The sequence below is a fragment of the Pseudoalteromonas sp. Isolate3 genome (genome assembly GCF_022398505.1).
GTDB classification, from domain to species: Bacteria; Pseudomonadota; Gammaproteobacteria; order Enterobacterales; family Alteromonadaceae; genus Pseudoalteromonas; species Pseudoalteromonas apostichopi.
This window is the reverse complement of sequence record NZ_JAKEVN010000093.1, coordinates 1-17,160: the sequence shown is the minus strand read 5'-3', so window position 1 is coordinate 17,160 and position 17,160 is coordinate 1. Positions and strand designations below refer to the sequence as shown.

Annotated in this window: 21 protein-coding genes; 2 read left to right on the top strand and 19 right to left on the bottom strand. The window is 39.7% G+C overall.

All coding sequences use genetic code 11. The features are described from left to right. From L1D46_RS15675 to L1D46_RS15615, 13 genes are all read right to left on the bottom strand, one after another. On the bottom strand, positions 1-899 hold an 899-nt coding region (locus L1D46_RS15675), incomplete at its 3' end, for a hypothetical protein (protein ID WP_239977844.1). Between the two features lie 55 nt (positions 900-954). After that, entirely contained in the window at positions 955-3,906 is a 2,952-nt protein-coding gene (locus tag L1D46_RS15670; RefSeq protein ID WP_239977843.1) for a tape measure protein, read from the bottom strand. Further along, the gene (locus L1D46_RS15665; RefSeq protein WP_239977842.1) at positions 3,866-4,216 is read right to left on the bottom strand and encodes a hypothetical protein; all 351 of its coding nucleotides are present in this window, start codon (positions 4,214-4,216) and stop codon (positions 3,866-3,868) included. The genes L1D46_RS15670 and L1D46_RS15665 overlap by 41 nt, the downstream gene beginning before the upstream one ends. Before the next feature lie 20 nt (positions 4,217-4,236). Further along, complete coding sequence (locus L1D46_RS15660) at positions 4,237-4,563, bottom strand: hypothetical protein (RefSeq protein WP_239977841.1); 327 nt, start codon at positions 4,561-4,563, stop codon at positions 4,237-4,239. 7 nt (positions 4,564-4,570) lie between these two features. After that, positions 4,571-4,732: a hypothetical protein gene (locus tag L1D46_RS15655; RefSeq protein WP_239977840.1), complete on the bottom strand. Its 162-nt coding sequence runs from the start codon at positions 4,730-4,732 to the stop codon at positions 4,571-4,573. A gap of 25 nt (positions 4,733-4,757) precedes the next feature. After that, a complete protein-coding gene (locus L1D46_RS15650; protein ID WP_239977839.1) occupies positions 4,758-5,654 on the bottom strand; it encodes a hypothetical protein in 897 nt (298 codons plus the stop codon). Further along, on the bottom strand, positions 5,651-5,854 hold the full coding sequence (locus tag L1D46_RS15645) for a hypothetical protein (RefSeq protein ID WP_239977838.1): 204 nt from the start codon (positions 5,852-5,854) through the stop codon (positions 5,651-5,653). Before L1D46_RS15645 ends, L1D46_RS15650 begins: the two co-directional genes overlap by 4 nt. Further along, the gene (locus tag L1D46_RS15640) at positions 5,851-6,294 is read right to left on the bottom strand and encodes a hypothetical protein (protein ID WP_239977837.1); all 444 of its coding nucleotides are present in this window, start codon (positions 6,292-6,294) and stop codon (positions 5,851-5,853) included. Before L1D46_RS15640 ends, L1D46_RS15645 begins: the two co-directional genes overlap by 4 nt. Positions 6,295-6,316: 22 nt before the next feature. Then, positions 6,317-6,739, bottom strand: coding sequence for a phage virion morphogenesis protein (locus L1D46_RS15635; protein ID WP_239977836.1), 423 nt, complete (start codon positions 6,737-6,739; stop codon positions 6,317-6,319). 2 nt (positions 6,740-6,741) lie between these two features. Beyond that, positions 6,742-7,209, bottom strand: coding sequence for a phage protein Gp36 family protein (locus tag L1D46_RS15630; protein WP_239977835.1), 468 nt, complete (start codon positions 7,207-7,209; stop codon positions 6,742-6,744). 77 nt (positions 7,210-7,286) lie between these two features. Next, positions 7,287-8,222 (bottom strand): capsid protein, encoded by a 936-nt coding sequence (locus L1D46_RS15625; RefSeq protein WP_239977834.1) that lies wholly within the window; start codon positions 8,220-8,222, stop codon positions 7,287-7,289. Between the two features lie 40 nt (positions 8,223-8,262). Continuing rightward, complete coding sequence (locus L1D46_RS15620) at positions 8,263-8,658, bottom strand: hypothetical protein (protein ID WP_239977833.1); 396 nt, start codon at positions 8,656-8,658, stop codon at positions 8,263-8,265. A gap of 4 nt (positions 8,659-8,662) precedes the next feature. Then, positions 8,663-9,802, bottom strand: coding sequence for a hypothetical protein (locus L1D46_RS15615; protein ID WP_239977832.1), 1,140 nt, complete (start codon positions 9,800-9,802; stop codon positions 8,663-8,665). 143 nt (positions 9,803-9,945) lie between these two features. Between L1D46_RS15615 and L1D46_RS15610 the strand changes: the two genes are divergently transcribed. Further along, positions 9,946-10,155, top strand: coding sequence for a hypothetical protein (locus tag L1D46_RS15610; RefSeq protein ID WP_239977831.1), 210 nt, complete (start codon positions 9,946-9,948; stop codon positions 10,153-10,155). Between the two features lie 30 nt (positions 10,156-10,185). On the opposite strand, the gene L1D46_RS15605 is transcribed toward L1D46_RS15610, so the two are convergent. The 3 genes from L1D46_RS15605 to L1D46_RS15595 all read right to left on the bottom strand — a co-directional run bounded on the left by L1D46_RS15605 (position 10,186) and on the right by L1D46_RS15595 (position 12,528). Continuing rightward, complete coding sequence (locus L1D46_RS15605; protein ID WP_239977830.1) at positions 10,186-10,710, bottom strand: hypothetical protein; 525 nt, start codon at positions 10,708-10,710, stop codon at positions 10,186-10,188. Further along, positions 10,679-11,605 carry a hypothetical protein gene (locus L1D46_RS15600; protein WP_239977829.1) on the bottom strand — a complete coding sequence of 309 codons (927 nt, stop codon included), beginning with the start codon at positions 11,603-11,605 and terminating at the stop codon, positions 10,679-10,681. The genes L1D46_RS15605 and L1D46_RS15600 overlap by 32 nt, the downstream gene beginning before the upstream one ends. A 443-nt stretch (positions 11,606-12,048) precedes the next feature. Further along, the gene (locus L1D46_RS15595; RefSeq protein WP_239977828.1) at positions 12,049-12,528 is read right to left on the bottom strand and encodes a hypothetical protein; all 480 of its coding nucleotides are present in this window, start codon (positions 12,526-12,528) and stop codon (positions 12,049-12,051) included. 156 nt (positions 12,529-12,684) lie between these two features. Between L1D46_RS15595 and L1D46_RS15590 the strand changes: the two genes are divergently transcribed. After that, positions 12,685-13,383, top strand: coding sequence for a hypothetical protein (locus L1D46_RS15590; RefSeq protein ID WP_239977827.1), 699 nt, complete (start codon positions 12,685-12,687; stop codon positions 13,381-13,383). Here the strand turns inward: L1D46_RS15590 and L1D46_RS15585 are convergent. The 3 genes from L1D46_RS15585 to L1D46_RS15575 are packed head-to-tail and all read right to left on the bottom strand — an operon-like array spanning position 13,376 to position 17,133. Further along, positions 13,376-16,066: an ATP-binding protein gene (locus tag L1D46_RS15585; RefSeq protein WP_239977826.1), complete on the bottom strand. Its 2,691-nt coding sequence runs from the start codon at positions 16,064-16,066 to the stop codon at positions 13,376-13,378. The two genes, L1D46_RS15590 and L1D46_RS15585, sit on opposite strands and share 8 nt — an antisense overlap. Before the next feature lie 58 nt (positions 16,067-16,124). Continuing rightward, a complete protein-coding gene (locus tag L1D46_RS15580) occupies positions 16,125-16,646 on the bottom strand; it encodes a hypothetical protein (RefSeq protein WP_239977825.1) in 522 nt (173 codons plus the stop codon). A gap of 13 nt (positions 16,647-16,659) precedes the next feature. Further along, on the bottom strand, positions 16,660-17,133 hold the full coding sequence (locus L1D46_RS15575; RefSeq protein WP_239977824.1) for a helix-turn-helix domain-containing protein: 474 nt from the start codon (positions 17,131-17,133) through the stop codon (positions 16,660-16,662). Between the last annotated feature and the right edge of the window lie 27 nt (positions 17,134-17,160).

The window sequence follows — 17,160 nt, the reverse complement described above, 5'->3', positions numbered from 1 at the left end:
TCATTATATACTGAATCTATTCTCCCAGTAGAACGAAATATATCATTTAAAACTTTAATTTCCCCCTCTAAAATGGCTTTTTCAGGATTACAGGGTGATTCACTCTCACACCTAATGAGTAAATGTAATAAGAAGTAAGCTACAACTTCAAGTGTAAGTTTGCAAAAAATAACTTGGGACAATAGTTGAAACTTTTTTGTCGTACTTATTTCACCCATTATAGAAACGATTCCTTCTATAGCACTCTCAAAGTAAGATTTGTTTGTTTCTACTGAAAATAAGTATTGTGTATAGATAAGGTAACCATAAATGCCATTATCAATATCGGTTTGACTTAAACTTTCAAAATTTCGAAAAGTTATATAGTGTTTGACCATGTTTTGTAATGGTCGTTCTCCCTTATCTTCAAAGCTATTTTTTATTACATTAGCCATCTCACCTAAATAACAATCCTGAAAATCAATATTCGCTAGCCTTTTTAAATTGGCTGTTTCGTTTGCGCTAAAGCCTATTTTTATTTTCCATTCAGCACAACTTTCAATCTGTGAACTCGTAGGGGACGCATCAGAATTTAAAGTTACAAGCAAATCATCAAGGATAATTAATAAAGTATCTCTTGAAGATTGAAAACTAAGCTGCTCTCTGGTTTCTTGAAGTTCTTTCTTGCTCGTATTCCAAGTCAACCACAGTAGTATAATCGTCGCAAATGTAAGAATTGGAGTTACAAACCCATTTACAATGCTTGCTGTATTTAGCCAAGATTGTTCGGTTCCCAGATAGACAGGAAAATCTGAAAAAAACATAAAGCAAAAGACTATTAATAAAGTTATCGGCAACAACAACAGCCATGGCAGGTACTTGGTTAGATTTTTATTTACATCATTAGTCTTTTTAGTCATAGCAACATTCCCTTGTATAAAACTCCTTTTTACACGAATCTCAATTACTTAACAACTAAGCAGCGCCACGAATGGAGCGGATAATTGCACCATTGCTTTGAATGTTTTCTACTACAACACTTACCACTTCACGCGCAATATCTTGGCCAATAAGCTGAGCATTTTGCTCACTTGCTGAGCCTTGTACGTTAATTTGGTTTGTTATATTTAACGTAATACCACGACTAACTGAATCATTAGCTGCAGCGGTTCCTGCGTTATAGCGGCGCGCCATTTGGCTAATTTCAATGTTTTGTTTAGGGCTTAATACACGTTCACCACGTTGTAATACATAGGTAGATTCATTAGGTACGTAATCTAAACCACCGTGCGCAATACCTGCTGGTTGCTGTGCTTTAATTTGTCTGACTTGTTGCATACCTTGCATAATCGCTGCAGCTGCTGCAATACCACCAAGTACAGGACCAACGAAAGGGATTGGTGCAAGCGAGGTAAAGGCTCCAGTGGCACTTTGGTATGTATTGATTACTGCTTGGGCAATAGCAAATGCTTTGTATGCTTTAAATGCCTTTTTACTTTGGCCTGCCATACTTTTGAAAGTAGCAGCGCCTAACCCTACAATTGCCTGTGCTTTGTCTGCTTCAGTTTGTTTCTCAAAGTTAGCAAAGGCAACAATGTTACTTTGCAAGGCACCGGCATAGCGGTTCTTAATTTGAAATAAACGCTCTTGATGTGCAGCCTCATCAGCTTCACGCTGAGAATAATAGCCGGCAGCTGCATTTAATTCAGTTTGACGCTCAAGATCACGAATTTGATTATCCGCGTTGTATTGCAGCTCGCCACTGTCATCGTTAGCAGCCAAACCTAAAGTAGCGCGGCGTTTTGCATCAACTCGTGCTTGTTGCCTTGCTTGCTCAACACGTAGCTCATTATTATAGGCCGCTAGTTGCTCTCTATCTGCAAACCCTTTAATAATCGCTATACGATTATCTAGATCTCTGCGTAAGTCATTTTTACGCTTTTCTTCCGCTTGGTTTTGAATACGAATTTTTTCAGCTTCACGCTTTTCGACTAACGCGTTTACATCGTCAGAATACTTTGTGTCTAACTGTTTAAGTATTGCATCGTATTTTGCTTTATTAGCTACATCGTTTTCACGGGCAGTGATCACCATTTGGCGTTGTTTATCGTAACTGATCTTCAGCCTTGCTTCCTCACCCGCTAAGCGCTCTTGTAACCGTTTAATATTCTCAGGTAATTCCGATGCAGATTCAGGTTGGTCAGACTTAGGTGCGGTCCACTTAATCTCGCTTAAGTTCTTTTCAAAGTTAGCAATCTCTGTGGCCGTGTCCATTAACTTAGCGCGTAACTCTGTTTGCTTATCAATGTACGATTCTAATCGTCTAATTTGACGACTGTACGCTGAAGCTGCACGCCCAGTTGGTGCTTGGTCTTGTTGCGCTTTTAAATCAGCAATTTTGCTATAGGCATCTTCAATATTTTTACTGTATTTACTGATTTCATTTTGATTATTACGTAGTTGTGTAGTGGCTTTTTTATTGGCAAGTGAATCAAATGCAGTAGATAGATCATAAAGGTTTGTTTCAAGCTTTTTAGCGGCCACGCTTGATGTGTCACTTTGACTAGCAAAGTAGGCAAGGGCGAGGCCAGCGGTCATGATCACACCAACAGGGCCACCTAAAAATCCCATGGCAACACTTAACCCTCGTGATGCAACAGTTGCTCTAGTCGCCGCGACAGTATATGCATTTGTTGCTGCAGCTAGATTAGCTTCAGAGGCAGCTGCTCTATTGTTCGTTGCGGCTAAACGTGTAATGGCCATTGCACGCGTACCAGCAGTTGATGCAGCTGCTAGTTGGCGTTTTGCCGCTGCATTTTCATATAACGCACGTTCCCGCTCAGCAATCGCATTTACCTTTGCTTGTTTAGCCAGGGCAGCATCAGCAAGTATTGCTTGGTTCTTTGCGGCTATATTTGCAATGTACCCCTGCGCACTTGCAGCCAAGCTTGACACTAAACGCCCAGCTAGAACTGTTGCTAATGCACCTGTAGCAAATACTAAGTCGTCTACAACCTCTTCGTTCTCGCGTAAATACGCCATTGTGTCAGATATACTGTCAACAACACTGGTAACAGCAAAGTTAACTGGCTCTTCATATTTACGTATTAAACGCTGGTATTCATTGCCCATTTCAGCAAAGCTTGCGTTTATCTTTCCTTCGGTCGCTTCAGCTGCACCGGCATAATCTTCTAGCGCTTTGATCAAATAGTTTTTGAACATTTGGCTTGTTACTTGGCCATCGTTCACCATTTGTCTAAAACCGCCAGCGGCTTTACCTGCTGCTTTATCTAGTTTTTGTAATAAGCCAGGCATTGGCTCAGTGACTTGGTTTAGCTCTTCAGCACGTAACACACCCGCAGTCATGCCTTGTGTCATACCAAACAAGCTTTGGCCTAGTTGTACATTACTGGCACCTGTTTTAGCGGCTGCATTGGCCATACCTTCAAGTATTGCAATGCCTTGCTCTTGGGTAACAACACCTGCATCTTGCAGGGTTAATATTTTACTGTATGAATCGGCGAGGGTGGTGTAACTGGTATTCAGTCGGTCAGACGTTTCAAATAAATAGGCTTGTACCTTTTCATATTCACGTACTGAGCTTGTTAAGCCCTTCAATCGAGTATCGAGAAGTTGTGCAGCACCGGTATCACGTACAAACATCGTCGCAGTACCAATGCTCACCAGGGTAGTGAGCGTTGCTCCTAATTGGCCGTAAGCCGTATTCATTAAACCGAGCTGGCGTGTCATCGCGCCTTGTTGGCGCATCACCGCTGCTTGGCTTACACCTAATTGTTGGTTGGCTGCACTTTGGCGCTGTACAGCCTGGTTAATTCGGTTGAGTTCGTTTACGTTCTGGCGAGCACCTGCAGTAACAGCTTTGCCGTCATAACTTAAGCGTAACGCCAAATTCAAGTTGTTGCTCATCAGGTCGCCTTATCAATCCAATTATGGTGCGCTCAAGTGTTTGTACTTTGTCAAAGTCGGGTGGGGACAGTGTTATGTTTGCATAGCGCCATGCAATATCAGCCCTGGCATAATCAAGGGCAAATTCAACCCCGTTATTATCTAACTGCCATTGACTCGATGCGGTGGTTATAGCGATTACTGCAACGTGATTAGCCGGCAATACAAATAATGTGTCGTCTTTGTCGTTTTTAGGCGCAGCCTTTACGGGTGCGCCAAAATGGGCTTCGTCGTCATCTAATGTTTGGCTTTGTGTTGCTAGGTCGCCCACAAACCACCTAGCAACATCGTTTAGTTTTTTTCCTGTACACGGTATTGCGCGTTAATACACTCAACACTGAGCCGTGCGGTTAAGCCTAGGTAATCAAGCATTTCTTCCAGAGTGTCGGTTGTAAAGGGCACTTGCTTGCCTTCATCCACAAACTCATCCCAGCCAATAAGTAAGTCACGAACAATTTCCTTATCATTCGCGCCTTGTTTGCCAGTAAGTTCTTCAAGCGTTTTTTCATCAACAATTTTAATTTTCGCTGTAAATTTGAACTGCACCCCACCAAAGGTAAAATTTAACGGCGCTTCAGCGGTTGCATTTTTCAATTCATTCAGTAGTTTCAATTTCATTTCATGCTCACTTTAATTCATCAGTTAATCGTTTAGCTTCAGCCTTCGCATCCTTTAGGCTGCTAAACTTTAAAATGCCTTTACTGTCTCGACAGTAGCTAGGCGCTTTACCTTTAACCTTTGCAATGACCGTAAAGAATTCAATTTCCCCAGTGTCAGTGTTGGTCATATTGATTGCTTGAAAACGCATCCCCTTACTCAAACACAAAGGTTAATTCATCGTAGCCTGCACCACTGGGAACTAATTTGCCGTCAAACTCATAGCCGGTTAATTCAGAATCAAGGCTTGTATACTTAGGCTGTGGCATTTGGTAGCGGCCAATAATGCTGACTTTTTTGCCTGCTTCGGTACCATGCGTAAATTCGAACATCTGCACTTGGCCAACCGTTTCAAATGGGTTGAAGTTCGCCAGTTCTTCAGCTGTCAGTGTGAAATTGGCACTGCTCTCATGACCGGTGATCATAATTTCTTCGTGGTTAATGGCACGGTCAAACACCACGTTATTACCCAAATCAACGGTAAGCTTATGTAGGGTCCGTTTCACATCATCTAACTTGAAGTCAGAGCTATTACTAACACCCAATACTTCAGGGCGAACCCAACGGTCCCAATCAACAACCGGTGCAGCGGCACTTGCAATAGGGGCACTAAACAAGCCCTTAAATTGCCAGTTAAGCATTGGCTTACCTTTTTCAAGCTGTAAGCTCACGTTGCCTTTCATTTCACTGATTGAGTGCGTGTTCTTACCAAAGCGAACTAAGCACTTAGCTGCAACGGCTGCACCTTTTGTAAATGTCACACTGGTAGCATCAGCTACTTGTACCATGCCACAAGCAAGCAGCAGGGGAGCAAAGGCAGGTGCATTACCTGCAACGCCACTCATGGCTAAGGGGGTTTTAAAGTTAAGGCTTATATGCTCACCGTAAAACGTTTCTAGACTTGCACCGCTGTAGCTAGTTTCGAGCTCGTCTTTTTCACTTTCGCTCTCGATGGTTAATTCAACTTCACTTGCATAAATTGCATGCATACCCGTTAAAGTGGTGCCCAAGGCATCCGCTAAAATTAATTTATCTTTAAAGCGCCAGCTCATGATTGACTCTCCACTTTAATTAACTCGCCATCTTTCAAGTTAAATGAACCTGCCAGTTCTTCTCGATTGGCCTTATTACTCGAAAGTACTTTATTTACATTGTTCGCAATGGCCATAGCACGAGACACTTTAGGCTCAGTAATAACAACGCCTTTTTCTGGTACTGGTTTTGTAGATTGCGATTCGGTTTGTTTGCTCATGGCATCACCTTCACAGTTACGGTATGAATACCAGTTACACTGAACTGGCACTGATAAATTAAGTTGTTTGTTTCTTTGTTAAGTTCAACAGTGCGGCCTTTATCTAGCTTAATCGGGTCCCATCCTTGAAACTGGCAACCTGCTATGGCTTCTTTCACTTGGCCTCTTAACTCTTTAATTTCGGCATTACTCGTTGCGTTGCCCGTTAGGCAAGGAATAACAATCATCACTGCAAATGTTTCATGTACCTGGTATTCATCAAGCCCTGGTACTTGGTTTGTGTTCTGGTTATCTTCAGCAAGGGGCAAAACAAACAGGTGCGAACTATGCACCGCACGTTTCCTCACTTCGTTAAAGTCACTTGAAAACCCAAGCGTTGCTCTAATTGCAGATTGTTTAAGGACAGTTTCGACCTTGTTTAAATCAAAGTTAAATGACATTTAAACCCTCTTTAAACTCACTTTAAATTAACCAGTCTTCTATGAGTTCGTTAATTTCAGCTTCTTGTATTGCTGCAATACCGAGTATTGGTCGCGCTGGTAGCTTTACGCTTTTATTGCGTCCTGTTTCACCACCAAAGTGATGTATAGCGGCATGCTTTTCACCAAGGCCATGCACTAACGTGTTGTAGCTTACGTTGTGTGTAACAGAGCCAGCTAAGCTGCGTGTATCGGTTAGTGTTAAACCGCCACGGTCTTTTGCTGCCTGTGACTGTTCCCACTTACGCCCTTCAGGTGTCATTTCACGTAAAAAGCGGGTGGTGACGTCCATGTCTAAAAATGCGCCGATATCGTCCAATACATCGGTAGCTCTTTCACTGGTAGTTGCAATTTGGTTCAGGCGGGGCAGTGCATTACCCGATATATCGATAAATACCCCAGCCATCGTTAGTACCTGTCCCAGTCAAATTGAGAGCCTGCAGCTTTTGTTCGCATCCCAGTTCTTGAGCCTGCAGGCGCATCTTCCTTAATTTGGATCACACCTTTACTAACTTTGTCTAATAGGGCCATGGCCTTTTTACTCAGTTCTTTAAGGTGTTCGTCGGCGATATTGGTTGCCAATTCGCAGTGCATTAAATCAATCGCAATGCCTGGCAAAACCGACGAGTTAATATCGTCTTGTGTTAACTTAAAACGCGCGACAAAGCCCGTAATAGTGGCGTTAACGTCTTTTTGTGCTTCGCTGTACCATGCAGCAATCTGCTGTTGCAACTCTGTTTCAGGTTCACCTAGTAACGCCGTTTCTAAATCTTCACGGGTAGGGTATGCACCTGGCTCTGCAAATTTTGCAGACACAAATTGCAACAGCACATTAATGCCAATTTTGTCGATAACTGTTTGAGTTGTCGTAAACATACATGCCTCAGTTAGTAAAAAAAGGCTCTTAGGAAACTAAGGAGACTAAGAGCCTTTTACAGGGAACAATGCGTTAATTAATTCGGGTTCAGTACATTGGTCAGTAAGATGCCGCAGTCTTTAGCAATAATTTGCTCTTGAACGGCTTCACCAACCATAATTTCAACGCCGCCATTTAAACCAGCTGATACATCACGATTGCCTGACGTTCGTGCGCCGTAACGTGCAGTCAATGCAAATGTCATACGGTTATTTTGGAACGACGCAAGCGGGTCGTGATAGGTAAACGATAAGCTGTCTTTCCATGCACTTTGTAGGTTTACTTCTTGGCCTTTTTTAGCTGTATCTAAACGCGCTTGGCCAACGGTCACATGCTCAAGTTCGAGAGTTTCTTTAATGTAGCTCCATGGCACTAAGCCCTGGTCTCCACTCGTACCATTAAATGCTTTGAGCAATTTAGGGTGTGTACGTAACTTGGTAGCCACCTTTTGTGATAAGGTCATCGCGTTTGGACGCATTAACGGCTCATCAAGCATTTCAAGGAAGAACGGCAAGATATCCAGTTCTGGATCATCTAGAAACTTAAACTCTGCAGCAGCAAGAGAGTGGTTATAGCCAAAGTTAGCGGCTTTGTTATACAGCTCGGCAACACGAACTTCACGCTGAAGTAGTACAAGATCTGTTAAGCTTTCAGCCGCATGAGTGCGCGGGTTATAGTTAGCTGGTGCATTGGTAACATCATCATTAGGAATAATGTCAGACAGACCATAGTCAGTCACTGAGCCTGTTTTTTGTTCAACACCAAATTCAACTTGGTTAGGACTCGATTTACGGCCAATTTTAGAATCGGTCAGCGTAAATTTTTCACCTTTTTTAAATTCAGTCCATTTGTATGTACGTAAATTAACGGGTGAATAAGGCGCTAACTGATCAGCAACTAGCGCTCGATTTCGATAAGCAATGGCAATAGCCGTTTGCTCTGTATCGGGTGTAAATGGCATACCATTACTCATGGCAAAATCCTTAAATAGTTAGTTTTAATTGCCCAAGCGCTTAAGCACTTGGAATATTTGCTACAAGATGTGGGTTCAGAAACACATCACCAATCGTGCCTGCAGCCCCGTCTTCCATAACCCAGCCAGCAACATAAAGCTCGGCTTCACCAACAAAGTTTGCTACGTCAAATGCAATGGCTTTGCCTTCTGCGTCTGCAATCACAGGTGTGCCAGCTACAAGCTCTTCACCAAATTCAACCGGTGCGCTTTGCGTCATCACAACATCAATGCGTAAGTGGTCATCGGTTCCTTGCTCTGTTACACCTGCAAACATGGCATCAGCACCAGTTGCTAACGCAACTTGAAAGTCAGCGGCTGCAGATACAATGCAGAGGCGATTAGGGGGGATTTCACCCTCTGAAGTAAAGTTTCTAATAAATCCTGGTTGTGCCATGATTTTATGCCTTCTTAATGTGGTCTAACGCAGACGAGATACTAATCGTAATGCCTTTGTCAGATTGTGACTTTTGATACTCAAGCGCTTTAGCAGCGAGCGTTTCAGCAGTGTCGTTACTATCTTCACCGTCTGTATCATCTTTATTAAACTCGCTGGTTAAGCCAGTTTGCTCTGGTAAGCCTTTTAAAAAGCCTTTAAACCATTCTGCTGGTTTAAGCGTTTTACTCTCACCATCCGCTGCAGCGAACTCAAACGTTGTGTCGCCATCGTCTAGGCTTGCCATAAACTCAGCAACGCCATCAGTGTTAGTTAAGCGCGGTGCATCGCCACTGTTAACTTCGTCACTGATAAACGTTTTAGCGGCTGTTACACGCTGGTTGTATTCAAGTTGCTTGTTCTTGGCATTGGCTGCATCAAGCTGGTCTTGAAGTGCTTTCTTTTCTTCTTCATCCATCGCATTGTCCTCATTGGTCGGGGGCGTGGCGTCATCATCATCGCCACCTTTACTAAATTCGGCGTTACCTTTGGCTCGCTCATGCTCAGCAATAATGGTTTCTTCTTTTAACCACTCTGATTCGTATTCGGGCACAACTTTATCTGCCGCTTCACTACCAAAACGGTCAGTAATAAAGTTGCGTAAATTGCCCATAAGGCGTGTGAGGGTGTTTGATGTGCGTAGCGATATACTGTCCATATCACCTGCAGCAAATTCAAAGGTAAGGGTGTCGGCATTTTCATCCTGGTTAAATTGCCAGGCTAAACCGTCAACAGCAGGAGGCTTGCCACCTAAGTAACCAATGTGGGCAAGTTTGTAGCCGTTTCCGACTTTTTCTAATTTAACTGAGCGGTTAGGGTAGCGCTTATCTTCAACAGCTTGTGCAAACTCGCTGCTTACTTCATCTGCTTTAGCGTAAAGTACGCCGTCTTCGGCTTTTAGTTCACTGGCCCAACCCCATGCAGGTGAATCCATTTTAGGGTGGCCGATAACAAGCGGTGCGGTTTTAGGTGTGAAGTTAGTAACAACGCTATTTAAATCAGCGTTACTAAAAGTTTGGGTATTGCCTTTGCTGTCTGTTTGGGTACCAGCTTTAAAAACTTCAAACCAATCGAACTGAGTATTTGTGCTTGCTTTCTTTGCCATGATGTAAGTGCCAAAAATGAATTAACTGGCACCTAGTTTATGAATCAAAGAAAGGGGAGACTGCTGGAAAAGACTTTACAGCTAAGGGTATGGGGTAACTAATATAGGCTAAGCGGGTATCAAAAAAGTCGCAAGGAATTTTTATGGCCCACTGTTCAAGTTATCAAACAGCTCTTACTAATAAAGAGCAATCATGTCTAGATGATCATTGCTCTGAATATGAACTTCATGCTCACCCATTCTTACTATGTAAATCATGTAACGACCCACTATACAAACCTATCAAGGTAAACGGCGAATTATATTGTTCAAATAAATGCGCACATAAAAAAGAAGTAAAAAAAACCCGCTAACTGCGGGTTATATCTATTACTTTCAAGGCATTATGATTTAGCTTTATTTTTAATTTGATTAATCACTAATCTAAATTGTTGTGCTGTCTTAAAACCTTGAAACTGATCAAATGCAGCATAAATTGCTAAGAAAATGATACACCCTCTCACGGATAAAATGAGCCACTGTATAAGGGTTGAATCCTCCCCATAAAAGCTAGAGATACCATTAAGCACTGCATCTAAAATCAATAAAAAAATGATAAAAGCAGCATTGCTAATCACTTCATTTTTTAAATCAGTCAAGGCATTTATAGCTTTATCTATTTTTTTTTGATCACCTTTTAGTTCACTAACATCTTTTAAAACACCTTCAATGTAGTTGAACAACGCCCATGTAAGTGCACTTGCAGCTGTTACAAAAAAAGGAAAAACATCCAATACATTATCAAATAACTTTTTTGAAGCCCCGTTAGTTATGTGTAAAACCGCAAAACATAGAATTAAAGAGGCTAAAATGTATAGGCCAATAAATAATGGCTTTTTAATTTTTACCCATATGTTTAATTGTCGCATAAACTTCAGCACCTAAATTTGACTCTTTATAATTTAAGGTATGCACAGAATCAGCTTTTTCACCTAACTCCATTTGAGAGTCATCAGTTTCACTCTCATTATCAATAGATGGTAGGGTTACTGTATCTATATTTTCGTTACTACTATGCGCCTTTTTGCCACCCCTTTCACCTTCGGTAACGACACTCCAGCTCCCTTCGCCTTCGGCAATATACTCTAGATAGTTTGCAACAGGCGCTTCAGGAACTTTTAAATCGCCAGAATCACTTTTCAAAGTAATGTCAATTTCATCTTGTCCAAATATATCTTTTAATGATTCTACAGCGTCCCTTGCTTTCTGGTTTGTATCTAATATGTTTGGAGAAATTAATTTAAATTCTAGTCTATATATTTTACTTTTTGAGTCTACAATATTCCAAAACTTAGCTGATTCGGATTTACCTTCAATAAAAATGCGATGATTGTAAGTTGCAAGAATTGGATCTGTAAAAGCTGCCTGCAAAGCTCTTGCTATATGCTCAGGGTCGCCGAAACGCCAATCTTTCCTAACAAATATGTGCTGGGTTTGAATATCGATTACAACTGAAAGGGGGATCCAGTTATCATGCAGTACTTCTACAATATCACCTGGAACTTTTTCACCGGTTTGTTGTTTCTTTAGTTTTGCTAATTTTCCATAATAAAACCGCTCACTTGGGAAATCATATCCAAAAGAGGGTTCTAACCCCTTAAATCCAAGTACACTATATAAAACCCCAGCAGATTTAAGCTCTCTATCATTTTTGATCGCTGGTAAAATTGCGTGACCTTTAATAGGTGGGATTTCTTTTACATTAAGAACTTTTTGCGCTTCTTCCACTAGTGAGTAGCGTAAAATGAGATACTCTTTAACCATTCTTGTATTTCCCTATATGTATTATTATTTGTTTTTTGAATAATACACACAAAGCAGATGGTTTAAAAACATCTAAGACCCAAAACTAAACATTTACACCTTTAAATAATCATTAAACCAAGTTTAAACCGTGTTTAAATTTAACTGAGAGCGTTTAAACGATTTAAACACGAGCCATTACAGCCAATAACAAAAACACACGCCTTAAAATCGCTTACAGGCGTTTTCCCCTTTTTTTAAAACTGTGCTAAAAAATAAGCCCCCTTAGTAAAAAACTAAGAGGGCTTAACCCAACATAAAAAGGTAAATTATGGATAATAAATTATTAGAGCAGCTTTATGTTGCTCAAGTTTTAACATTGGCTAAAACGCTTCACATTGAATTTATGGTGAAAGGTAAAGCTTCTGGCACAAATACTAACTTCGAAGATGAAGCCATTAAGCTTATAAATCGTAGTTCTTCGCAAATTCTCGAGAAGCTAAATCAATCTCGTCAAACGAACTAGCATTAACCCCAGCCAAACAGGTCAGCCAAAAGCTGGCCTTTTCTAATACTTCTCTGGCATCAAGCGTACTCAACTCTTCAAACAATGCGCGGTTGTTTTTAATTAATTTAAGGGCTACCAAATTTTGTTCTCTGTCATCCAAACCTGGGCTTGTATACCCAAACTCAAAGGGCTTTGTTTTTTTAGCTGTTACTACCGGTTCTTCTGGTAAATCAATTGGCCCAGCAAATTCAAAGTCATCGCTAAGTTCTGAAACAAGCAGCTCTTTTATTTCAATGTATTCCGGTTTAATCACATAAAGCTGATCATCCAATATTTCAATTTGACGAACATATGGGTGTTCAGCACCAATAATTCTAAACCAATAGTGCCCTGGTAATGTTGGCTTTGTTTTTGTCCAGGTTAAGTTAGTCATCATCTTTCTCCGCTCAATTAATAGGGTTTAAAACAAATAGAATTATTGAGCGTCTAAGATACCGATAGGTGGTAACAAGTGCTGCGGGAAAAACCTTTACATATAAAAATGCTGTCGATAATGTAATCAATTGGTTGAGCAAATTAATGGGATCATATTATGGAAAGCATTTTTCCTGAGTCAAATAAACCAAAGTTAAACGAACGGAATCCACAAGGAATGATTAAGTATCACCGCCTCCAAAAGTGGTGGTTAAATGAATTAACTGCTTCTGAACGCTCACGTATCCGAGATCAATATACCCCAATGTGTGGTAGTAAAATTGACGATGGTCGTTATACAAACTCAAGTAATAGCACAGTAAAGTTCCTCAAAGAATTGGGTAGTTGGTTTTCTTCCAAGGAAGGTGATAGGCCATTAGCTGAGAAAATTTACAAAGAGGCTGAACGTAATATAAATGTTTCAACTTCAGTAGTGGATAAGCATTTCTTATACGGTCGAATGCTTGAGTTGTTCTATTTGAACAGAAATAAAGGTAATTATTATGACTTAGCTAAGGAATATGCTGTAAAGCAGATCGACTTAGCAAGCAATGTTTTAAAGCAAATGGAGCAAGAACATATAAGGGCTATCTCCAGAACTGCACAGAGGGAAGGTTTGTCTGTATTTGATTTTCCTTTCAGAGCCCCAAGCCATTCAGGGTACAAGCAACTTGCGATTGTTTATAAAAAGGAAAAACGTTGGGATGATGTGATCACATTATGCGAACAAGCAATTACTCAAGGTTGGTGTGGTGATTGGGAAAAACGTGTTGATGAAGCCATAAGAGAGAAGTTAAAAGAGAAAGCCCCTAAATAGGGGCTTTTTCATTTTTAGACTCAACATTTTTTGGCTGAAGTATTACAGGGAACTCAATCACAACCCTTGTGCCATTTCTACTAGAATACCTTTTAATCTGTGTTTTGTAGTCTTTTGCTATTTTATCCATAACATACTTACCAAGACCAAAATTAACTGACCAGGCAAACATTGAAAGGCCAATACCGTTATCTCTAACTTCTAATCTAAGCCTATTACTTACTTTATTTAGATGTACGGTAATCTTTGATGCACGAGCATGTTGAAATACATTCTCAACAGCATGATATAGTACAGTGTATATGTCGCACTGCAGCTGCTTGGTTAAAACATCTTTGCCAAGAGTAATATTAAATTCAGCGTCTATATCTGGGCGTTGAATACATTTAACGTGCAGCATATCAATTGCACCCGATAGATCGTTATGGCCTAAACTTGCGTGACTATTTGCAATTGGGTTTAAAATATCATGTGCTTTTCTAAGCTTAACTAAGCCTTCACAAACCATTGTTTCATCACCACCACAAAGAGTAATACCATTTGCTAAGTTAAGGGCTGCAACACTTAAGCCTTCTCGCTGTAGCTGCTTTTGATGAGATTTAAATACACGGTGGAAGCTCTGAAGCCAAAATAAAATAAACAATGTAGACATAACTACGATTACAACTAGCACAAAAACATACATCAACATTGCTGTATTAGAGCTATACCAAGGGCCCGTAACAAAGAACCTAAATGACTTAGGGGAGCTCCAAACAGCGCCATCTAATTTACTCCGATACTCTAATTTATAATCATCAGGGTTTAACTTGTTAAGCTGAATTAATGGGGTAGGGATATCGTGCCATTCACTATCATTCAATCGATATTGATAGCTTATGTGATCGTTTAAAGTGTAACTGTAATTAGTAAGTGCTATATCAAGCCAGCTTGAGTTATTAAGTCGTAAACTTACAGGGTTTAAATATGTTTTATCATTTGTTTTTACGTAACTTATAGTGCTGTCTGCAATCTTGCTCTGCTTTTTCCTTTCGACTTTAATAACGCCTTGATTGCTTGCTGCAATTATCTTATCACTAATAGACAAAATCCCATTTGGGGTAAATGAATGATCTTCTGTCCCTTCGATAAGAGAAGTAAACTCGTCATCAACTTTAAATCTGTGAATCCCTTGATTAGTTGATAGGTATAGTTCCTGACTTAATGAATGCAGTTCATTAATGTATTGAGGGCTTACAATAGCTGTCCATTGACCATCAACCTTTTTAAAGAGGCCGTTACCATAAGTTGCTGCGTAAAGTGTATTTCCTAGTAATTGTACATCTGCGACTGGTGCATACATTTCTAATTCTGTTGTAACTTCACCTTTATCATTCAGTGTTACAAGGCCTTTCTGGTTTGCGATGTAAAGCTTGTCATCAAGTCGTCTTACTGACCATACAATTTCATGAGGTAAAAACTTATTAATATAGCCAGAGCTAAGCTCATTTAGCGATAAATCAAAAATCTTAACGCCAACATCATTTGTAGATAAATATAAAGATTGCTCAATAAGGGTCAAGTTTATGACATAGCCGTCAAAGAATTTGGTTACTTTAGATGTGCTTAAATCAACAGCATATGCACCGAGATCAGTTGCAATGTAAGCGGTGTTATTCTTTTCAATGACTGCAGTAACAGAAAAACCTGTTGTTGCTATCTGCTTGTTTATTGCTTCAAGTTCGTTGTATTTACCATCAGCGTATACAAATAATCCTTCATCTGTTCCTACCCAAATATCATTATTTACATGTGCAAGGATATTATAAATTGATGCAGCTTCTAACCTATCAAGTTTTACTTTTGAAGAAACAACTTCAAAACTATTTACATCAAGTGTCCATAGGTTCTGTTCATCGTCGACAAATAGATATTTGTATGCATGAGGGCGTGGATTTATACCTTTTCTTAATAATGAGAGTTGAGTGATCTCAACCTGATTAATTGAGCCTCTATCTACATAGTAGAGAAAATACGGTGGCGCGTATCGTAAATGCCGAGCATTTTTAATTTCGGTGTTCTTTATCTTCACATCGTTTAAATACGAATAAGAAACTAAATGATCGTTTAAGAAATAAATTGCGCCATATGGAGTCGCAACTAATTCACCCTTAGTAATTGTTGAGTTATCGATTAACCTTGAAGTGTTTCCATTAACGATATAAACACCATCATTAGCCATTACATATCCATGACTAGATGATGCAGCAACATCGAACATCTTGTGCTTTTTACTTATTGGTTGACTTATTTGCATGCTATCTAGATCAAGTAAAGTTAACTGTTCTCTACCTAGCATGAATAATTGAGTTTCATTAGCAGCAAGTTTATTAGCCACTATGTCGGTTAATTTTGTTGCTTTTAGGTTGTTGAGATTAAAGCGCCAAACTTCTTTGTCATTATATGCAATGTAAAGCAAACCTGGCTTTTGGTAAATTACGTCACTTGTCCATCTTCTAGGTAGGTTAGAAATAGTAGATAAATTTAAATAGTGATTACCATCAAAACGATAAACACCATCATGAGAAGAAAAATAGATATTCTTGTTGTCATCTTGTGCAGCAGCATTTAAGTGCTGCATATTAAATGCTAACGAATTGAAGCAAGCAAAAGCTGCAAAAAGAACAGTAATTAATTTAGTCATAATGGTGTCCATCTTATTATTATGCCAGTTTTACTGGCCGCACTTATCCTGGTGAACTCTATTGCGCAGTAGTAGCTATGTGATCTCTTGAACCACAATATGCTCTTACAATTGGTATATTCGAGCTATCATCAGCATCACTTTTGTTTACAGATGTTAATGAATTTGTTGAATAATTTACCGCTTTATTGGTACTTTTGGCTATACCACTTTCATACCAATTTTTTTGGGCGTTATCAGGAGGTGTTACGACTAAAAAAGTTGGTTTCCTTGGGTCACTTTCATGAACTTTATTATTCCAACTTTTTAAAATTTGCTCTCCAACATTAGCGCCGTAAAGGGTTGAAAATGCTGTAGCTAACAAGTGTGCACCTGCATCACTGGTGATAATCATGGCAGTTTCTGAAAAGTCACTACCACAATCAAAACTCATATCTACATTAAGAAGGGAATTATCAGGAAGTAAAATATCAGCGCTCATATACTGAATAATAGCGCGATCTCTTAAAGGTTCTTGGGCGAAAACACTACAAGTTACTAGTGCTAAACCAATTAACATACCAAATTTATTCTTAAACATATAATTTTCCATTTTAGGCCATATACAACGCTCCCTCAGCAATCGTTTTAACAAACACTTCATTCAAATTATGCTCAAACGCCTTTTGAATTAGCATTGGTCTCAACTTTTTACATATAGCAAGTTCACGTTCCGCAGGCAGATTTTTTGTAAATAATAGTTCCTCTAAAATCTTATCTACCAATGCATTAGCAGCTAACAAATCATCAACTCCCAATACTTTCGTAGACTCTTCAGAGGCGTTTTTATTGAAATCAGTCTGATGTTTCACGTTCACATTAAAAACTTTATCAAGTGAGATCCCACGCTTAACACAAGTATTAACGATAGCGTTATAGGGTAGAGTGTTTTTCTTTCTCGCTGTTGAAACACCAGAGTGTGACAAACCTAGCTCAAGAGAAAGCGCTCTATCACTTCTCACATCAAGAATTTCAGTTAAACGATCAAATACGCTGAAATCAATATCATCAATAGTAGTGTCAAACATATCGGTCAGTCAATGCCTTTTTTATAT